This window comes from Paracoccus sp. SMMA_5_TC (genome assembly GCF_009696685.2).
In the GTDB taxonomy this organism is placed as follows: Bacteria; Pseudomonadota; Alphaproteobacteria; order Rhodobacterales; family Rhodobacteraceae; genus Paracoccus.
This window is the reverse complement of sequence record NZ_CP102355.1, coordinates 166,461-183,775: the sequence shown is the minus strand read 5'-3', so window position 1 is coordinate 183,775 and position 17,315 is coordinate 166,461. Positions and strand designations below refer to the sequence as shown.

The window sequence follows — 17,315 nt, the reverse complement described above, 5'->3', positions numbered from 1 at the left end:
AATGATATGGTCGCGCAATGGCCGAAAGAAAACCAGATGGAACGCCGCGCCGGCGGATGCGTGGGTTCGAGGCAGCCGCCCAGCTTGTCGCCCCCCGCATCCGCAGCGTGGGCGAAAGTCGCGGCTTTGCGGTGGCCCGGCTGCTGACGCATTGGGACGAAGTGGTGGGCCCTGACCTGGCCGCCTTCACGCGACCTGTCAGGATCAGTCATGGCAAGGGTTTCGGCGCCACGCTGACATTGCTGGTGCCCGGGGCGCGCGCGCCGCTGATCCACATGCAGATCGACCATATCCGCGAGCGGGTGAACGCCTGTTATGGCTTCAACGCCGTTTCGCGAATCGTGCTGACACAGACAGCCCCCACCGGCTTTGCCGAGGGCCAGACCCCGTTCCAGCCGCGGCGGGCGCGCACCGCGTCCCCTGATCCGGCCCGCCTGGCCGAAGCCGAGCGCATCGCCGGCAGCTTCGACAACCCCGCGCTGTCCGCCGCCATGCGGCAGATGGCGCTGAACATCCTGTCCCGCCGGGACATCAACGACCGAAAGGCCATTTCATGATGCTGCTTCGCCGTTCCCTGATCGCCGCCGCCGCGGCCGCGTTGACCGCCGCCGCGCTGCCCGCGCTGGCGCAAGAGGCGAAACCCGCCGACACCAGCCAGTCCAGCGAGCAGATGCCCGAGGGCAAGGTGCTGGCCGATATCGTTCTGGGCCAGGAAAGCGCGCCGGTGACGATCGTCGAATATGCCAGCTTTACCTGCCCGCATTGTGCCAATTTTCACAACGACAACATGTCCCGGCTGAAGTCGGAATACATCGACACCGGCAAGGTCAGGTTCATCCAGCGCGATGTCTATTTCGATGCGCCTGGTCTGTGGGCGGGGATCCTGGCGCGCTGCGGCGGCGACGACAAGTATTACGCGATGACCGACATCATTTTCAGCGAACAGAAAACCTGGATGTCGGCCAAGTCGGGCGATGAGCTGGCCGCCAATCTGCGCAAGCTGGGCGCCAAGGCCGGCATGACGCCCGAACAGATGGACGCCTGCTGGAACGACCGCCAGAAGGTGGCCGATCTGTTGGCAACATTCCAGGCCAATGCCACCAAGGACAAGATCGAAGGAACCCCCACCTTCATCATCGACGGCGAAACGGTTCAGAACCAGCCCTGGGACGACATGAAGAAGATCATCGACGCCAAGCTGGCCGCCAAGGGCTGATCCTTTCCGCTAAAGACCCAGCGCCGCCAGCCGTTCCAGCAGCGGCGCCGGGTCATCCAGCACCAGCCGCACCGGCAGCGCAAGCACCTTCGGGCGGAAGTTGCGCGGCAGGCGCGCGGCGTCCTTTTCCGTGGTCACTAGCTGCGCGCCCAGCAACCGCGCCTCGGTTTCCAGCCGGGTCAGCAGCTGCGGGGTGAAGGGCTGGTGATCCTCCAGCGCCTCGGCGCGCAGCACCTCGGCCCCCAGACCGCGCAGGGTGGCAAAGAATTTCTCGGGGTGGCCGATGCCCGCAAAGGCCATGACGCGCAAGCCCTGCCAGTCCATGCCGGTTTCCAGGGGCGCCAGCTGCCCGCGCAGATGCGGCAAGGTCAGCCCCGCGCCCCATTCGGTGACAAAACGCGCCTGGGCAGGTGTGTCGCCGATGCTCAGCAACAGGTCGGCCCGCGCCAGCCCGGTGGCGACAGGCTCGCGCAGGGGGCCCGCCGGCAGGCACAGCCCGTTGCCGAAGCCGCGCGCCGCATCCACCACCACCAGCGACAGATCATGCGCCAGCGCCGGATCCTGAAAGCCGTCGTCCAGCAGGATCGCCTGCGCCCCTGCGGCGACTGCCGCCCGCGCGCCGGCCAGCCGATCATCGGCGACCCAGACCGGGGCAAAGGCGGCCATCAGCAAGGGCTCGTCCCCGACCTGGGCGGCGATGTGCCGTCTTTCATCAACCTTGATGGGTCCGGCTTCGCTGCCGCCATAGCCGCGCGACACGATCTGCACCGCCACGCCGCGCGCCAGCAGCAGCTGCGCCAGCATGATGGCTGTAGGTGTCTTGCCGGTGCCGCCGGCATTGAGGTTGCCGATGCAGATGACCGGCACCTCCATTCGCTGGCGTGCCCCGCGCGCCAGCCGGCGCGCCGTGGCGGCGGCATAAAGCGCGCCCAGCGGCGCCAGTGCGCGCGCCTTGAAACCGGGCGGGCGGAACCAGAAATCGGGGGCCTGCCGGTTCATGCCTGGACCTCTGCCATTTGCAGAACGGTATCGGCGATGCGTCGCAACACTGCGGCGCCGCCCGTGCAGACCGACCAGGCGTTTCCTGCCAGCAGTGCGGCCTGATCGGGGGCTGACAGATCGGCTGCCGCCCGCGCCAGCCCATTGCTGTCCAGAACCAGCCGCGCGGCCGATGCGCCGTCGAGCTGCCCCCATTCGGCGCCATGCGCGTCGGTCAGCGGACCGTGGATGATGGCCGAACCCAGCGCTGCGGGCTCGAACGGATGTCGGGGGGGCAGCGCTTCCCCCGGCAGCAGGGTGCCGCCCATGAAGCAGACCGGCGCCAGGCGATACCACAGCCCCATTTCGTAACTATCTTCGGCGATCAGCACATGGTCGTCGGCGGAAGGATCGTCGTCTTCCGATCGCAGCACGGCAGCCAGACCCAGCGCCTGAACCTCGGCCTGGATCGCGGGGATGGTCTGCGGGGGCAGGCCGGCCAGAATCAGCAGGGCGCGATGGTTGTGCTGCAAGGTCGCCTGATGCGCCGCCAGCACCGCGCGCGCCTCGGGCAGGGTGGGCGCGGCGGCCAGCCAGATGTGCCGTCCGGCCAGAATCTGGGCCAGCGCCCGGCGCTCTGCCTCGTTAACGGGCAAGGGTGGGCGGGTCTCGGTCACCGGGCCGATCAATTCCACCTTTGCCGGATCGGCGCCCATGTGGCGTGCGGCCGCGGCGGCGGTCAGATCGGGGGCCAGCACACGGTCGATGCGTCGCATCAGGCCGCGATCTATGGCGCCGCGCCAGGGCCCGCGCCGCTGCTGTCGGGTCAGCCGCGCCTCGGCCAGGATCACCGGCAAGCCCTCATCGGTCATCGCCGATATCAGCGCGGGCGGCATCTGATCGCCCAGAACCAGCAGCGCCCGCGGCCTTGTGGCGTCAATCATCTGGCGGGCACCCGCGGGATCCTGCGGACAGGCCGCGATGCTGGCACGCAAGCCCGATGGCAAGGCCTCGGCCGGGGGCGGCGCGCCGGTAAAGATCAGCCGCAGATTCGGCCGCCTGTGCAGCAGCGCCCGGACCAGGGCGGCCACCGGGGGCGGATCGTCGGGCTGCTCGGCCAGATGCAGCAGGATCAGCGGGCCTTCCCCCGGCGGGGCCGCGACCGCATGTCCGGGCACGGGGACCGCGGCGCGGCGGCGCAGATGCAACCACAGCGCCAGCTTCGCAGGGGCCTGCAAAAGGGCCATGATCGCGCCGAGGGCCTATGCGCCCAATTCCTCGGTGGGGCTGACTTCGCGTTCCTCGTCGCGCAGCCGATGCAGATGGGCGATGAAATAGCGGGTGTGGGCGCTGTCCACGGTCCGCTGCGCCTCGGCCTTCCAGGCGGCATGGGCCTCGGCGTAATTGGGAAATATGCCGACAATATGGATGGCGTTGGTGTCCTTGAATTCGGTGCGGGTCGGATCGACCAGTTCACCGCCGAAAACCAAGTGAAGACGTTGCGCCATTCATGACTCCTGTCCAAGACTTCGCCGGGAAACTAGCCCAGCCGCGCGGGGGAACCAAGGGTTTGTTTAAAATCGGGCGCGGTTGACATTTGCGACGAATCGTAATGCAAGTTAAGTAGAAGTTGCTGACAGAGGGATCTACCCCGATTGTCCCAAGCGTGGTGGTGAGGGTCTTTCGGGTTGCAAGAGAGGGTGAACCGGTGCGCCCTCTCTTGCTCTCTTTTACGCGATCGCGGGTGGCTCATTCAGGTGACCACCTGCGTTTTCATTTGCTCGGCAATCTGGCATTTCTGTCGTCAATTCAGACAAAACTGCCAAAATAAATCTGCGCTTCCCAAGGCTTACGTAAGGTCAACTGCAAGCGTTCCGGTGGCATGGTAATGGTGCGGGCGGCGGGACTTGAACCCGCACAGGCTTGCGCCCCAGGGAGTTTAAGTCCCATGCGTCTACCATTCCGCCACGCCCGCGCCTGCGAATTGGCTATCCGGGCCCTTCGCGATTGGCAAGAGCCATGGAATCAGCGGCGGGGGCTCTGGCTGTCGCCAGGACCATGGGTCGGGTCGATCCCTGCGGTCGCCCGGTAAGCTGCCAGGCGCAGACGCCGGCTGTTCGGCCGAAAGCAGGTCGGAGACCGTTGCCGTCATGCAACAGTGACTGCCCCCGGTCGGATGCCGACGGCACTGCCCGCGTTGCGGAAGTCACCGGCCTTGCATCGTCTCTAGCGGCAATGCCCGGAGCAAGCACGGGCATTGTCCGGGCGATGTCAGGCGCGGATCCCCTTGAAGCGTTCCTGCCATTCGTCGCGGCTTTCGTCGCTGATCTTGGCAAACAGCACGTCAGGCACGCTGAATGCATGACCCGGGGGCAGGGCCGTCAGCGCGGCCCGCAAGTCGGTGGGCCAGCTGTCGTCCGTGGTCTGCATCGCCTCGAGCATCTTTTGTGCGGCAAAGGGGATGAAGGGCGCTGACAGCACCGCATAGAGCCGGATCAGGTTCAGCCCCAGCCGCACCTGCATCGCCGCTTTCTGCGGATCGGTCTTGAAGGTCGACCAAGGCGCCGCCGCCTGAAGATATTCGTTGCCAAGCACCCAGATCGCCCGCAGTTCTGCGGCAGACTTGCGCACCTCGATATGGTCCATGAAACCTTCATAGGCGCGGATGCGGGCTTCCAGCGCCGTGATCAGCGCCGCTTCCTCGGGACCCTCGGTGCCGCCCTCGGGGATGGTCTCGCCGAACTTGCTGCGGCAGAACTTGGTGATGCGGCTGACGAAATTGCCCAGCACATCCGCCAGATCCTTGTTCACCGACTGCTGGAAATTGTCCCAGGTGAATTCGCTGTCGCCCGATTCCGGGGCGTGGGACAGCAGCCACCAACGCCAGTAATCGGCCGGCAGGATCGACAGCGCCTGATCCATGAACACGCCGCGCCCCTGACTGGTCGAGAACTGGCCGCCATCATAGGTCAGATAGTTGAAGGATTTGATGTAATCGACCAGCTTCCAGGGTTCGCCCGAGCCGATGATGGTCGCCGGGAAAGACAGCGTGTGGAAAGGCACGTTATCCTTGCCCATGAACTGGGTATAGGTCACGTCCCCGGCGCCCTCGTCCAGCCGCCACCAGCGCCGCCATGCGCTGTCGGGCAGGCCCCTGGCGTCGGTGCCCTCGGCGGTGCCGGCGATATACTCGATCGGGGCGTCGAACCAGACATAGAAAACCTTGCCCTCCATCCCCGGCCAGGGCTGGTCGCCCTTTCTGACCGGAATACCCCAATCGAGATCGCGGGTAATGCCGCGGTCCTGCAAGCCGTCGCCATCATTGAGCCATTTCTTGGCAATGGATGTGGTCAGGATCGGCCAGTCGGTCTTGCTGTCGATCCAGGCCGCGATCTGATCCTTCATCGCACGCTGGCGCAGATACAGATGCTTGGTCGCCCGCACCTCGAGATTGGTCGAACCCGAAATCGCCGAGCGCGGCGCGATCAGGTCGGTGGGGTCCAGCTGCTTGGTGCAGTTTTCGCACTGATCGCCGCGGGCCTTGTCATAGCCGCAGTTGGGGCAGGTGCCTTCGATATAGCGATCGGGCAGGAAGCGACCGTCGTCGATTGAATAGATCTGCTTTTCCTCGACCTCGGCGATCCAGCCGTTTTCGTCCAGCTTGCCGGCGAAGTGCTGGGTCAGCGCATGGTTGCGCGCGCTGGAGGAACGGCCGAAATGGTCGAAGGACAGGCCGAAGTTGCGGGCGATTTCGGCCTGGGTGGCGTGCATTTCCGCGCAATAGACCGCGACCGGCTTGCCCGCCTTTTTCGCGGCCAGTTCGGCCGGGGTGCCGTGTTCGTCGGTGGCGCAGATGAACATGACCTCGTGCCCGCGCTGGCGCAGGTAACGCGCATAAAGATCGGCCGGCAACTGCGAGCCGACCAGATTGCCAAGATGCTTGATCCCGTTGATATAGGGGATCGCCGAGGTGATGAGATGCCGGGCCATGTGGGATCCTGTCCAAGTGCGGGCGCTGTTTAGCCTTGTCCTGCGACAAACGCCAGCGCCTCGAGGGTTCAGTTCTGCGTGCCGCGGCCCGGTATCAGCCGGGCGCAAAGTTCGGCAACCCGGGCGCTTAGCGGCAATTCACCGCGGGCCACCGCGGCCAAGGGCACCCAGGCCGCCTCGATCGCATCGTCCGAGGCGGCGGGCTGGCCAGCCTGATACAGGCAGCGCACCGCGGCCAGCAGGAAATGAAAGCGCAAATTGCCCTGCGCGTCGCGCTCGATGACGTCGATATTGTCGATATACGAAACAGGCCGGGCAGTTACGCCGGTTTCCTCGAACAATTCCCGCGCAGCGGCCTGCAACGCGGTTTCGCCAGGCTCGACATGGCCGCCGGGAAAGCCCCACAGTCCGGCGTCGGGCGGATTGCGCCGTCGCACCAGCAGGACGCGATCATCCTGCAGGGTGACGGCCAGGGCAGCCAGCCGGGGGAAGCCATTCATGCTAGCGCCGGCGGTCGCGGCGGGAGCTCATCGGCTGGAAGGCGACCCCGACATGGGCTTCGCAATAAGGCTTGCCGGGCATCGAAGGCAGGCCGCAGAACCAGAACTTGTCGGTCGCCGGATCGCCGATCGGCCATTTGCAGGTGCGCTCGGTCAGTTCCATCAGCGTCAGCTTGCGCGCGCGCTTTTCAACCTCGCGCACCGAGGCCAGCGCTTCGGGGCTGATTTCGTTGGCCGAAGGTTGCGGCGGCAAGGGCTGGCCCGCCGGCACGATGCTGCGGCGATTGAAGGCGGGTGCGGCCGGGGCCGCCGGCGCGGCGGGTTGCGGCGCGTCGGCCGGTGCGGCCTTGGCAGGGGCCTCGGGCGCGGGCGCGACCTCTTCGGGCGCATCCTCGTTGCGGTTGGACAGGCCCAGCCGGTGCACCTTGCCGATCACCGCGTTGCGCGTCACGCCGCCCAGTTCCTTGGCGATCTGGCTGGCGGACTGGCCCTCGGCCCACATGCGTTTCAGCGTCTCGACGCGTTCATCGGTCCAGGACATGCTTGCCTTTCCTGCACCGGCGGTCCGGTGCCTTCGTGTTCATGGCTTCAATTCCGCAAGACCCGGCCCTAGAACCGGGGATAGTCAGATTTACCCGCCCGAGACCGCAAATTCAAGGAGCGCCGATGCCGTCGATGTCGAACCGTCCCGGATTCCGCCAGATGGGGGTGCGCCGTTTCGGGCGCGTGAACTGGCTGGGTCTATATACGCTGTGCCGGCGCGAGATCATGCGTTTCATGAACGTCTGGCAGCAGACGATCTTTGCGCCGCTGATGACTTCGGCGCTGTTCGTGATCGTATTTGCCCTGGCATTGGGCCAGAACCGGGGTGAGGTGATGGGCCTGCCATACCTTGCCTTTCTGGGCCCGGGGATCCTGATGATGACGGTGATCCAGAACGCCTTCGCCAACACCTCGTCAAGCATCATCTCGGCCAAGATGCAGGGCAATATCGTCGACACGCTGATGCCGCCGCTGTCGGCGGGCGAGATCCTGACCGGCTATCTGGTGGGCGGGCTGGTGCGGGCGCTGATCGTGGCCACCGCCATTGCAACCGGCATGGCGTTGGTGCTGGGGCAGGGGATCGCGCACCCGCTCTGGGCGCTGGGCTTTATCGTGCTGGGCGCGCTGCTGATGGGCGGGCTGGGGCTTCTGGGCGGCATCGTGGCGCAGAAATTCGACCAGATGGCGGCGATCACCAATTTCATCGTCACGCCGCTGTCGTTCCTGTCGGGCACGTTCTATTCGGTCCAGGCCCTGCCCGAACCCTTCCGCACGCTCGCGCACTGGAACCCGATCTTCTATCTGATCGACGGCGCGCGCTACGGCATTGCCGGGGTTTCGGACGCGCCGGCGCTGCGCGGGCTGGCGATCTGCAGCCTCACGGTGGCGGCGGTGCTGTTCACCGCCTGGCGCTGGTTGGCGCGCGGCTATCGCATGAAGCCCTGAAATCCCCGTTGCGCGGTCGCGGCGGCTGCGCTATGCGATGGCCATGATCGTTCGGACCGCCCATTTCGCCCGTCCCCGACGTTGATCCTTCGACGTCCGATCCCGCCTGCCTTGCCGACATCGTTGCCGCCGCCGCGCTTGCGGCTGTTCCCAGAGAGGACATCCCCATGATTTCGCACGTCCTGCCGACCTATAACCGCGCGCCCATCGCCTTTGAACGGGGCGAAGGCAGCTGGGCCATCGCCACGGACGGCACCCGCTATCTGGACCTGGGCGCCGGCATCGCGGTCAATGCGCTGGGCCATGCCAACCCCGATCTGGTGGCCACGCTGACCGAACAGGCCGGCAGGATCTGGCATGTGTCGAACCTGTATCAGATCCCCCAGCAGGAACGGCTGGCCGACATGCTGGTCGAACACACCTTTGCCGATACCGCCTTCATCACCAATTCCGGCACCGAGGCCGCCGAACTGGCGATCAAGATGGTGCGCAAATACTGGGACCATCACGGCGATCCCGACCGCATCGAGATCCTGACCTTCGAGGGGGCCTTTCACGGCCGCTCCACCGGCGCCATCGCCGCCGCAGGTTCGGAAAAGATGGTGAAGGGATTCGGTCCCCTGATGCCCGGGTTCCGGCAGTTGCCTTGGGGCGACATGGCGGCGCTGCGGGCCGCGATCACGGACCGCACGGCGGCGGTCATGCTGGAGCCGGTGCAGGGCGAAGGCGGCATCCGGCCGCTGCCCGACGACGACCTGCGTCTGATCCGGCAGCTGTGCGACCAGACCGGCGCGCTTCTGGTGCTGGACGAGGTGCAATCGGGCATGGGTCGGACCGGCAAGCTGTTCGCGCATGAATACGCGGGCATTACCCCCGACATCATGATGGTGGCCAAGGGCATCGGCGGCGGCTTTCCGCTGGGCGCGGTGCTGGCGACCGAGGCCGCCGCTGCGGGCATGGTGGCGGGCACGCATGGCTCGACCTATGGCGGCAATCCGCTGGGCTGCGCGGTCGGCGCCAAGGTGGTCGAGATCATCGCCCGGCCCGAGTTTCTGGCCGAAGTGGGCCGCAAGGCCGGGTTGCTGCGCCAGAAGCTGGAAGGCCTGGTCGCCGCCCATCCCGAGGTGTTCGAGGCGGTGCGCGGCCAGGGCCTGATGCTGGGGCTGAAATGCAGGCTGCCGCCCGGCGATGTGGTCAAGGCCGGCTATGCCGAACAGGTGCTGACGGTTGCTGCCGCCGACAATACCCTGCGGCTGCTGCCGCCGCTGACCATCAGCGATGACGAAATCGCCGAAGCCGTTCGCCGGCTGGACCGGGCGGCGGCGCGGCTGGACGGTCAGGGCGATGCCTAGGCGCGCCCCCGTCGCCCGGCGGCCGGCAATACTTGTGCAAGCCCTGACCCGTCACCGATGAAGGCTGCCCTGCCGCGATTGCGGCTGGACACTTGACCTTCGACCGGCCACGCGGCTTGCTGGCCAGATAAATCGGAAAGACGGCATCATATGAACAGCTTCCTTGACATCCATACCACAGAAAAGGCCGACCTGCGCGCGATGATCGAATCCGCGCGCCGGATGAAGGAGGCGCGCCGCGGCCTGCCCAAGGGCACGCCCGACAGCGACACCCCCTTGCAGAACCGCATGGTGGCGCTGATCTTTGAAAAACCATCCACCCGCACGCGCGTCAGCTTCGATCTGGGCGTGCGGCAGATGGGTGGGCAGACCATGGTGCTGTCGGGCAAGGAAATGCAGCTGGGCCATGGCGAAACCATCGCCGATACCGCGCGGGTGCTGTCGCGCTATGTCGATCTGATCATGATTCGCACCTTCGAGGAGGCGACGCTGCTGGAAATGGCGGAATACGCCAGCGTGCCGGTGATCAACGGGCTGACCAACCGCACCCATCCCTGCCAGATCATGGCCGATGTCATGACATTCGAGGAACATCGCGGCCCCATCGCCGGACGCAAGGTGGTCTGGTCGGGCGACGGCAACAATGTCTGTGCCTCGATGATCCATGCCGCCGGGCAGTTCGGCTATGACTTCACCTTTACCGGCCCGCCGACGCTGGACCCCGAGCGCGAGGCGATCGATTTTGCGCGCGCGCAGGGCGTGACCGTGCAGATCGAACGCGATCCTCTCAAGGCGGTCGAGGGGGCAGATCTGGTGGTGACGGACACCTGGGTATCGATGCACGACCCGCAATCGGCCCGCGAACGCCGCCACAACCAGCTGCGGGGCTATCAGGTGAACGAACGGCTGATGTCGCATGCCAAGCCCGAGGCGCTGTTCATGCATTGCCTGCCCGCCCATCGCGATGACGAGGCGACCAGCGCCGTCATGGACGGCCCGAATTCGGTGATCTTTGACGAGGCCGAAAACCGGCTGCACGCGCAAAAGGCGATCATGCGCTGGTGTCTGGGCGTCTAGCCGCCCTTCAGATGTGCAGCGCGTGGCCCAGCGCGCGCAGACAGGCCTCGTGCAGGGCCTCGGCCCGGGTGGGGTGGGCGTGGATCGTGCCGGCAATGTCCTCAAGCCGCGCGCCCATCTCGATCGCCAGGGCAAAGCCCGCCGACATTTCCGCAACCCCCGCGCCCACGGCCTGGATGCCCAGAATCTCGTGGGTATCGGCGCGGGCGGTCACGCGGACAAAGCCCGCATCGTCATCGGCGGTCATCGCCCGGCCATTGGCTGCAAAGGGAAAATACGCGCTGGTCGTGGGCTGCGGCCCAGCGGCGGCTTCCTCGGGCGACAGACCGACGCTGACAATTTCGGGATCGGTAAAGCATACTGCGGGAATTGCCCGCCGGTCCCAGAGCTGGCGGCCACCGGCGACGATTTCGGCGACCATCTCGCCCTGGGCCATGGCGCGATGGGCCAGCATCGGTTCGCCGGTGACATCGCCGATGGCATAGACCCCTGACATCGAGCTGCGGCAGCGGTCGTCGATGCGGATGAAGGGGCCGGCCATGTCCAGCCGCAGCCCGTCGATACCCGCGCCAGTGGCGCGCGGCCGGCGGCCGACGGTGACCAAAACCCGGTCGGCGGAAATTTCCTCGGCCCCGTCGGCGCCGGCCACCCGCAATGCGCCGCTGTCCGACAACCCGCCCGCCCGCGCCCCGGTCAACAGGCGGATGCCCAGCTGTTGCAGGCGTTGCGCCACCGGCCGGGTCAGTTCGGCGTCATATTGCGGCAGGATGCGGGGCGCGGCCTCGACCACGGTGACCTGGCTGCCCAGCTTGGCAAAGGCGGTGCCCAGTTCCAGCCCGATATAGCCCCCGCCGACCACGGCCAGCCGTTCCGGCACCTCGGTCAGCGCCAGTGCCTGGGTCGACGAGATTACCGGTCCGCCAAAGGGCAGGGCCGGCAGTTCGACGGGTTCCGAGCCGGTGGCCAGCACCAGCGCCTCGGCCCGGATGCGGACCGGGCCTTCGGGTGTTTCGACCTGAACGGTCTTGCCGTCGCGGATGCTGGCGGTGCCGGTGACCAGCCGCACCCGCGCCTTGCGCAGCAGCGCCGCGACCCCGCCGGTCAGCCGCTCGACGATGGCGTCCTTCCAGGCCACGGTGGATGTCAGGTCGATGCGCGGCGGCTGAACGCTGATGCCCATGGCCGGGCTGGCCGCCAGTCGGGACAGGCGGTGAAACTCGTCGGCGGCGTGGATCAGCGCCTTTGACGGGATGCAGCCGACGTTCAGGCAGGTGCCGCCGGGCGGTTCGGCATCGACGATGACCGTATCCAGCCCAAGCTGTCCGGCGCGGATGGCGCAGACATAACCGCCCGGGCCGGCGCCCACGATCAGCAGCCTGCATTGGATCTCGCGCATCGCTCAGCCCTCCACGAAGATCAGCGCCGGGGTTTCCAGCAATTCGCGCAGGCGGGCGACGAACACCGCCGCGTCCCAGCCGTCGATCACCCGGTGATCGAAACTGCACGACAGGTTCATCATCTTGCGCGGCTCGAAGCTGGCGCCGTTCCAGAACGGGCGCACCGCCAGCCGGTTGACGCCGATGATGGCGACCTCGGGGATGTTCAGGATGGGCGTGGTGGCGATGGCGCCCAGCGGCCCAAGCGAGGTGATGGTGATGGTCGATCCGGCCAGTTCGTCGCGTTTGGCGCTGCCGTCCTTGGCCGCGGCGCTGACGCGGGCGATTTCGGCGGCGGTGGCGCGCAGGTCCAGGGTTTCGGCATGGCGCACCACCGGCACCATCAGCCCGCCGGGTGTCTGCGCGGCAATGCCCAGATGCACGGCGCCATGGCGCTGGATCAGGCCGGCTTCGGCATCGTAATGCGCGTTCAGCGCCGGATGATCGCGCAGGGCGCGCACCAGCGCCCGGGCGATGAAGGGCAGCAGCGTCAGCCGTTCGCCCTTGCCGTTTGCGTTCATGTGCAGGCGCAGGGATTCCAGCGCGGTGGCGTCCACCTCCTCGACAATGGTGATCTGCGGCACCTGATTGGCCGCCTGCATCCGTTCGGCGATGCGGCGGCGCAGGCCGATCACCCGGATGTCCTGAACCGTGGTGTCGGGGCGGGGCCCGGCCAAGGGTGGCAGCCCGCCCGAGGCGATGAAGCTGTCCAGATCGCTGTGGCTGATGCGGCCGGCCGGGCCGCTGCCGCGCACCAGCCGCAGATCGACCCCGGCGGCCCGTGCCCGTGCCCGGACCGAGGGCGCGGCGATCGGGCGCTCGCCCTCGGCCCGCAGCGGCGGCAGAGGGGCGGGCGCGCCGGGTGCCGGCCGCGGCGGCTCGGGACGCGGCTCGGGGCGCTGATCGGGATGCGGCGGCGGCCCCGGGGCCGGCTGCGGCCTGGGATGCGGGGTTTCCGCCGGCGATGCGGCAGCCTGCGATGCGGGGGGCGGGGGTTCGACACCGGCCGCAGGGGCTGCGGCCGCGACATTGCCGGCGCCGTCCACCTCCAGCCGGATCAGCTCGGCGCCGACGGCGATGACATCGCCGGGCCCGCCGGCCTGCCAGATCACCGTGCCGGTCACCGGGCTGGGGATTTCCACCGTCGCCTTGTCGGTCATCACCGTCACCATCGGATCATCCTCGCGCAGGACATCGCCGGGCGCGACGAGCCATTCGGAAATCTCGGCCTCGGCAATGCCTTCGCCGATATCGGGCATCCGGATCGCGTATATCCCCATGTCAGGCCACCTCGACCAGTTGACGCAGCGCCTCGGCCACGCGCGCGGGGCCGGGGAAATAGCTCCATTCGTGGGTATGCGGATAGGGGGTGTCCCAGCCGGCGACGCGGCGGATCGGCGCCTCGAGGTGCCAGAAACATTCCGCCTGCACCAGCGCGGCCAGTTCCGCCCCGTAGCCCGAGGTCAGCGTCGCCTCGTGCAGGATCAGGCAGCGCCCGGTGCGGCAGACCGAGGCGGTGATCGTGTCCAGATCCAGCGGAAGCAGCGTGCGCAGGTCGATCACCTCGGCGTCGACCCCGGATTCGGCGGCGGCGGTCAGCGCCACATGCACCATCGTGCCATAGGTCAGCACCGTCGCCGCCTGGCCGCTGCGCCGCACCACCGCCTTGCCCAGCGGGACGGTATAATGCCCCTCGGGCACCTCGCCGAGATCGTGGGTTTTCCAGGCGGTGACCGGCCGGTCATGGTGGCCGTCGAAGGGGCCGTTGTAAAGCCGCTTCGGTTCCAGAAAGATCACCGGGTCGGGATCCTCGATCGCGGCAAGCAAAAGCCCCTTGGCGTCCTGCGGGTTCGAGGGCACGACGGTTTTCAACCCGGTGACATGGGTGAACAGGGCCTCGGGCGACTGGCTGTGGGTCTGACCGCCGAATATGCCGCCGCCGGTCGGCATGCGCACCACCATCGGACAGCTGAACTGCCCGGCCGAGCGATAGCGCAGGCGCGCCGCCTCGGACACGATCTGGTCATAGGCGGGATAAACGTAATCGGCGAACTGGATTTCCACGACCGGGCGCAGGCCATAGGCGGCCATGCCGATGCCGGCCCCGACGATGCCCGATTCGTTGATCGGCGTGTCGAAACAGCGAGTCTTGCCGTATTTCGCCTGCAAACCGGCGGTGCAGCGAAAGACGCCACCGAAATAGCCGACATCCTCGCCAAAGACGACGACTCGCGGGTCGGCGCCCATCGCCACGTCCAGCGCGTCGCGGATCGCCTCGATCATGGTCATGCGGGCCATGTCAGAACCCTGCCTCGTGACGTTGTTTCAGCAGATGCGGCGGCATTTCGGCATAGACATCGGTGAACATCTCGGCCGGGCTGGGGTGCTGGCCGTGGTGAAGCGTGCCGATGGCCTCGGCCTGTTTTTGCAGCGCACTGATTTCGGCCAGGATCTGCGCCTCGGCCTGGGCGTGGCGGGCCTCGCTCCAGGCGCCCAGGCGGATCAGGTGATTGCGCAGGCGCAAGACCGGGTCGCCCAGGGGCCAGGCGGCGCTTTCCTCGGCCGGGCGATAGGCCGAAGGGTCGTCCGAGGTCGAATGGCCGCCGGCGCGATAGGTGACATATTCGATCATGGTGGGGCCCAGGTTGCGCCGGGCGCGTTCCGTCGCCCAGCGCGCCACCGCCAGCACCGCCAGATAGTCGTTGCCGTCCACCCGCAGCGACGGGATGCCAAAGCCCAGGCCGCGCGCGGCGAACGTGCCCGACCCCCCGCGCGCGATCCCCTGAAAGGTGGAAATGGCCCATTGGTTGTTGACCACGTTCAGCACCACTGGCGCCTTGTAGGTCGAGGCAAAGACCAGCGCGGCGTGAAAATCGCTTTCGGCTGTCGAGCCGTCGCCGATCCAGGCCGCCGCGATCTTGCGGTCCCCCGAAATCGCCGAGGCCATCGCCCAGCCCACCGCCTGGATATATTGCGTCGCCAGATTGCCCGAGATGGTGAAGAAGCCATGTTCGCGCGAGGAATAGCAGACCGGCAGCTGCCGGCCGCGCATCGGATCCTCGGCGTTGGACATCACCTGGTTCATCATCGAGCTTAGCGGATAGCCGGCCGCGATCAGCAGCCCCGCCTGGCGATAGGTCGGAAAGTTCATGTCCCCCGGCGCCAGGGCGCGTTGAAAGGCGCAGGAAATCGCTTCCTCGCCCAGGTGCTGCATGTAGAAGCTGGTCTTTTGCTGGCGCTGCGCGTTCAGCATCCGCGCGTCATAGATGCGCAGGGTCATCATGTGGCGCAGCCCCTCCAGCAGGGCGTCGGCATCCAGCGCCAGCCCCTCGGCCCAGGGGCCGACGGCCTCGCCCTCGCGGTTCAGGACGCGGATGATGGTAAAGGCCAGATCGCGGATCTCCTCGGGGTCGGCATCGACAGGGGGGCGTCGGACGCTGCCGGCGGGCGGAATGGTCACATGCGAAAAATCCGGCTGATCGCCCGGCCGGACCTCGGGTTCGGGCACCGTCAGGCTCAACGGCGGCAAATCGGCTGGGGGAGGGACATCATCCATGGCGTCTCCTTTGACCGGTTGCGGGGCCCCAGTGCCTGGCCGCAGCGACACGGCCGCCATCCGGAACGCCGTCCTGCGCCCAGAGTAGCGAAAAACACGCAATCCCGCCAGCGTTCGATCCGGCTGTGCCTGGCTAGTTGGGAATGTGGTTAAGCAGCACGAAGATCAGCCCCGACAACAGCGCCGCGGCGGGAACGGTGATCACCCAGGCGGCTGCAATGGTCAGCACATGCGACCGGCGCACCAGTTTGCGTCGGCGCCGTTCTTCTGGCGAAAGCCGATTTTCCTCGGGCAGGGACATGCGCGCCTGGACCAGGCGCCGCTCGGCATCCCATTCGCGAAAGAAGCCGACGCCAAAGACCGCGCCCACCGCGATATGGGTGGAACTGACCGGCAGCCCAAGGGCGCTGGCCAGGATCACCGTCAGCGCCGCGGACAATGCCACGCAATAGGCCCGCATCGGGTTCAGCTTGGTGATCTGACTGCCGACCATGCGGATCAGCTTGGGCCCGAACAGGCACAGGCCGAAGGAAATGCCGAAAGCCCCGATCAGCATCACCCACAGCGGAATGGCAACCGCGCCGTTGAAGTCGCCGGTCTGCGTCGCCTGCACGATCGCGGCCAGCGGACCGACCGCATTGGCCACGTCATTGGCGCCATGGGCAAAGCTCAGCAGCGCGGCCGACACCACCAGCGGGATGCCGAAAAGAACCTTCAAGGACTTGTTACGGTTTTCCAGGCCCTGGGACTGGCGGCGGGTGATCGGGATCATCACCAACCAGGTGACAATGCCGATGCCCAGCCCGATCAGCAGCGCGCTGGCCAGCGAAACGTCGATCAGCTGCTTCAACCCCTTGAGCACCAGATAGGCGGCAAAGGCGCCCGCCATGATCCCCACCAGCACCGGCACCCAAAGCCGCGCCGCGGCGATCTTGTCGTCGCGATAGATGATCCGGCTCTTGATGAACCACAGGAAGGCGGCGGCAACGATCCCGCCCATGACCGGCGACACCACCCAGCTTGCAGCGATCGCCGTCATCTGCTCCCAGTTGACGGCGCCAAGGCCTGCGGCGGCAATGCCCGCGCCCAGCACCCCGCCGACGACCGCATGTGTTGTCGACACCGGCGCCCCGATCCAGGTCGCCAGATTGACCCAAAGCGCCGATGCCAGCAGCGCCGCCATCATCGCCCAGACGAAAGTTGCAGGCGATTGCAGGGTTTCGGGCGCAACAATGCCTTTCGACACGGTCGAGACCACATCCGCACCCGCGATCAGCGCGCCCGCGCTTTCGAAGATCGCGGCAATCGCAATGGCGCCCCCCATGCTTAGCGCATTTGCACCGACCGCAGGCCCCATGTTGTTGGCCACATCGTTGGCGCCGATGTTCAACGCCATATAGGCCCCAAACACCGCCGCGCTGACCACGATCATCGAATCGTTGCCTTGCCCCAGCAGCATGCCCGAGGCCAGGCCGGCCATGATGACAAAGACCAGTGCGATGCCCGGCGCGACCAGCGGGCGCGAAATATAGGCTGCCGCCATTTCAAGGTTCGAAAACCGGCCCAGGTCGCGGTCCAGCGTTTCGAGATGCCGGGCTTCTAGATCCTTGTCTGACATGTTCCGCCTACTGCTTTGCGCAACGCTGCTAGGGGGGAATCGCCCGCGTTTCAATATCCGACGCAGCCTTGCAAAGCCGAATCCCGTCGCGATCGCTGCCTGAA

The 17,315-nt window shown here is 66.8% G+C and carries 16 protein-coding genes and 1 tRNA gene; 5 read left to right on the top strand and 12 right to left on the bottom strand.

The window, feature by feature from the left end:
• The first annotated feature begins 17 nt into the window (after positions 1-17).
• Both GB880_RS00920 and GB880_RS00915 read left to right on the top strand, forming a co-directional pair.
• Positions 18-557: a DUF721 domain-containing protein gene (locus GB880_RS00920; RefSeq protein WP_229774658.1), complete on the top strand. Its 540-nt coding sequence runs from the start codon at positions 18-20 to the stop codon at positions 555-557.
• Positions 554-1,216 (top strand): DsbA family protein, encoded by a 663-nt coding sequence (locus tag GB880_RS00915; protein ID WP_154492941.1) that lies wholly within the window; start codon positions 554-556, stop codon positions 1,214-1,216. The genes GB880_RS00920 and GB880_RS00915 overlap by 4 nt, the downstream gene beginning before the upstream one ends.
• Before the next feature lie 9 nt (positions 1,217-1,225).
• On the opposite strand, the gene lpxK is transcribed toward GB880_RS00915, so the two are convergent.
• The 7 genes from lpxK to GB880_RS00880 form a co-directional block, all read right to left on the bottom strand.
• The gene (gene lpxK / locus GB880_RS00910) at positions 1,226-2,215 is read right to left on the bottom strand and encodes a tetraacyldisaccharide 4'-kinase (RefSeq protein WP_154492943.1); all 990 of its coding nucleotides are present in this window, start codon (positions 2,213-2,215) and stop codon (positions 1,226-1,228) included.
• Positions 2,212-3,441, bottom strand: a complete 1,230-nt coding sequence (locus GB880_RS00905; protein WP_154492945.1) for a 3-deoxy-D-manno-octulosonic acid transferase — start codon at positions 3,439-3,441, stop codon at positions 2,212-2,214. Before GB880_RS00905 ends, lpxK begins: the two co-directional genes overlap by 4 nt.
• A 15-nt stretch (positions 3,442-3,456) precedes the next feature.
• Positions 3,457-3,702 (bottom strand): DUF4170 domain-containing protein, encoded by a 246-nt coding sequence (locus tag GB880_RS00900; protein WP_154492947.1) that lies wholly within the window; start codon positions 3,700-3,702, stop codon positions 3,457-3,459.
• A 381-nt stretch (positions 3,703-4,083) separates the two neighbouring features.
• Positions 4,084-4,169, bottom strand: a tRNA-Leu gene (locus GB880_RS00895).
• A 296-nt stretch (positions 4,170-4,465) separates the two neighbouring features.
• Positions 4,466-6,184, bottom strand: a complete 1,719-nt coding sequence (gene metG / locus GB880_RS00890) for a methionine--tRNA ligase (RefSeq protein WP_154492949.1) — start codon at positions 6,182-6,184, stop codon at positions 4,466-4,468.
• 68 nt (positions 6,185-6,252) lie between these two features.
• Entirely contained in the window at positions 6,253-6,684 is a 432-nt protein-coding gene (locus GB880_RS00885; RefSeq protein ID WP_154492951.1) for an NUDIX hydrolase, read from the bottom strand.
• A gap of 1 nt (position 6,685) precedes the next feature.
• The gene (locus tag GB880_RS00880) at positions 6,686-7,225 is read right to left on the bottom strand and encodes a GcrA family cell cycle regulator (RefSeq protein ID WP_263467226.1); all 540 of its coding nucleotides are present in this window, start codon (positions 7,223-7,225) and stop codon (positions 6,686-6,688) included.
• Between the two features lie 125 nt (positions 7,226-7,350).
• Between GB880_RS00880 and GB880_RS00875 the strand changes: the two genes are divergently transcribed.
• The 3 genes from GB880_RS00875 to argF all read left to right on the top strand — a co-directional run bounded on the left by GB880_RS00875 (position 7,351) and on the right by argF (position 10,601).
• Entirely contained in the window at positions 7,351-8,172 is an 822-nt protein-coding gene (locus tag GB880_RS00875; protein ID WP_154494431.1) for an ABC transporter permease, read from the top strand.
• A 167-nt stretch (positions 8,173-8,339) separates the two neighbouring features.
• Complete coding sequence (locus GB880_RS00870) at positions 8,340-9,524, top strand: aspartate aminotransferase family protein (RefSeq protein ID WP_154494432.1); 1,185 nt, start codon at positions 8,340-8,342, stop codon at positions 9,522-9,524.
• A 150-nt stretch (positions 9,525-9,674) separates the two neighbouring features.
• Positions 9,675-10,601, top strand: coding sequence for an ornithine carbamoyltransferase (argF, locus tag GB880_RS00865; protein WP_154494433.1), 927 nt, complete (start codon positions 9,675-9,677; stop codon positions 10,599-10,601).
• Between the two features lie 7 nt (positions 10,602-10,608).
• Here argF and lpdA read toward each other — a convergent pair whose 3' ends face one another.
• The 5 genes from lpdA to GB880_RS00840 form a co-directional block, all read right to left on the bottom strand.
• Positions 10,609-11,997, bottom strand: coding sequence for a dihydrolipoyl dehydrogenase (gene lpdA, locus GB880_RS00860; RefSeq protein WP_154494434.1), 1,389 nt, complete (start codon positions 11,995-11,997; stop codon positions 10,609-10,611).
• Positions 11,998-12,000: 3 nt separating this feature from the next.
• Positions 12,001-13,317 carry a dihydrolipoamide acetyltransferase family protein gene (locus GB880_RS00855; protein WP_263467225.1) on the bottom strand — a complete coding sequence of 439 codons (1,317 nt, stop codon included), beginning with the start codon at positions 13,315-13,317 and terminating at the stop codon, positions 12,001-12,003.
• Between the two features lies 1 nt (position 13,318).
• Positions 13,319-14,335: an alpha-ketoacid dehydrogenase subunit beta gene (locus GB880_RS00850; protein WP_154494403.1), complete on the bottom strand. Its 1,017-nt coding sequence runs from the start codon at positions 14,333-14,335 to the stop codon at positions 13,319-13,321.
• Between the two features lies 1 nt (position 14,336).
• On the bottom strand, positions 14,337-15,593 hold the full coding sequence (locus GB880_RS00845; RefSeq protein ID WP_154494402.1) for a 3-methyl-2-oxobutanoate dehydrogenase (2-methylpropanoyl-transferring) subunit alpha: 1,257 nt from the start codon (positions 15,591-15,593) through the stop codon (positions 14,337-14,339).
• A gap of 133 nt (positions 15,594-15,726) precedes the next feature.
• Entirely contained in the window at positions 15,727-17,211 is a 1,485-nt protein-coding gene (locus GB880_RS00840) for an inorganic phosphate transporter (RefSeq protein WP_154494401.1), read from the bottom strand.
• Between the last annotated feature and the right edge of the window lie 104 nt (positions 17,212-17,315).

Coding starts and splice junctions, on each gene's coding strand:
- GB880_RS00920 (WP_229774658.1), top strand. CDS start 18: ATGGCCGAAAGAAAACCAGATGGAACGCCGCGCCGGCGGATGCGTGGG.
- GB880_RS00915 (WP_154492941.1), top strand. CDS start 554: ATGATGCTGCTTCGCCGTTCCCTGATCGCCGCCGCCGCGGCCGCGTTG.
- lpxK (WP_154492943.1), bottom strand. CDS start 2,215: ATGAACCGGCAGGCCCCCGATTTCTGGTTCCGCCCGCCCGGTTTCAAG.
- GB880_RS00905 (WP_154492945.1), bottom strand. CDS start 3,441: ATGGCCCTTTTGCAGGCCCCTGCGAAGCTGGCGCTGTGGTTGCATCTG.
- GB880_RS00900 (WP_154492947.1), bottom strand. CDS start 3,702: ATGGCGCAACGTCTTCACTTGGTTTTCGGCGGTGAACTGGTCGATCCG.
- metG (WP_154492949.1), bottom strand. CDS start 6,184: ATGGCCCGGCATCTCATCACCTCGGCGATCCCCTATATCAACGGGATC.
- GB880_RS00885 (WP_154492951.1), bottom strand. CDS start 6,684: ATGAATGGCTTCCCCCGGCTGGCTGCCCTGGCCGTCACCCTGCAGGAT.
- GB880_RS00880 (WP_263467226.1), bottom strand. CDS start 7,225: ATGTCCTGGACCGATGAACGCGTCGAGACGCTGAAACGCATGTGGGCC.
- GB880_RS00875 (WP_154494431.1), top strand. CDS start 7,351: ATGCCGTCGATGTCGAACCGTCCCGGATTCCGCCAGATGGGGGTGCGC.
- GB880_RS00870 (WP_154494432.1), top strand. CDS start 8,340: ATGATTTCGCACGTCCTGCCGACCTATAACCGCGCGCCCATCGCCTTT.
- argF (WP_154494433.1), top strand. CDS start 9,675: ATGAACAGCTTCCTTGACATCCATACCACAGAAAAGGCCGACCTGCGC.
- lpdA (WP_154494434.1), bottom strand. CDS start 11,997: ATGCGCGAGATCCAATGCAGGCTGCTGATCGTGGGCGCCGGCCCGGGC.
- GB880_RS00855 (WP_263467225.1), bottom strand. CDS start 13,317: ATGGGGATATACGCGATCCGGATGCCCGATATCGGCGAAGGCATTGCC.
- GB880_RS00850 (WP_154494403.1), bottom strand. CDS start 14,335: ATGGCCCGCATGACCATGATCGAGGCGATCCGCGACGCGCTGGACGTG.
- GB880_RS00845 (WP_154494402.1), bottom strand. CDS start 15,593: ATGGATGATGTCCCTCCCCCAGCCGATTTGCCGCCGTTGAGCCTGACG.
- GB880_RS00840 (WP_154494401.1), bottom strand. CDS start 17,211: ATGTCAGACAAGGATCTAGAAGCCCGGCATCTCGAAACGCTGGACCGC.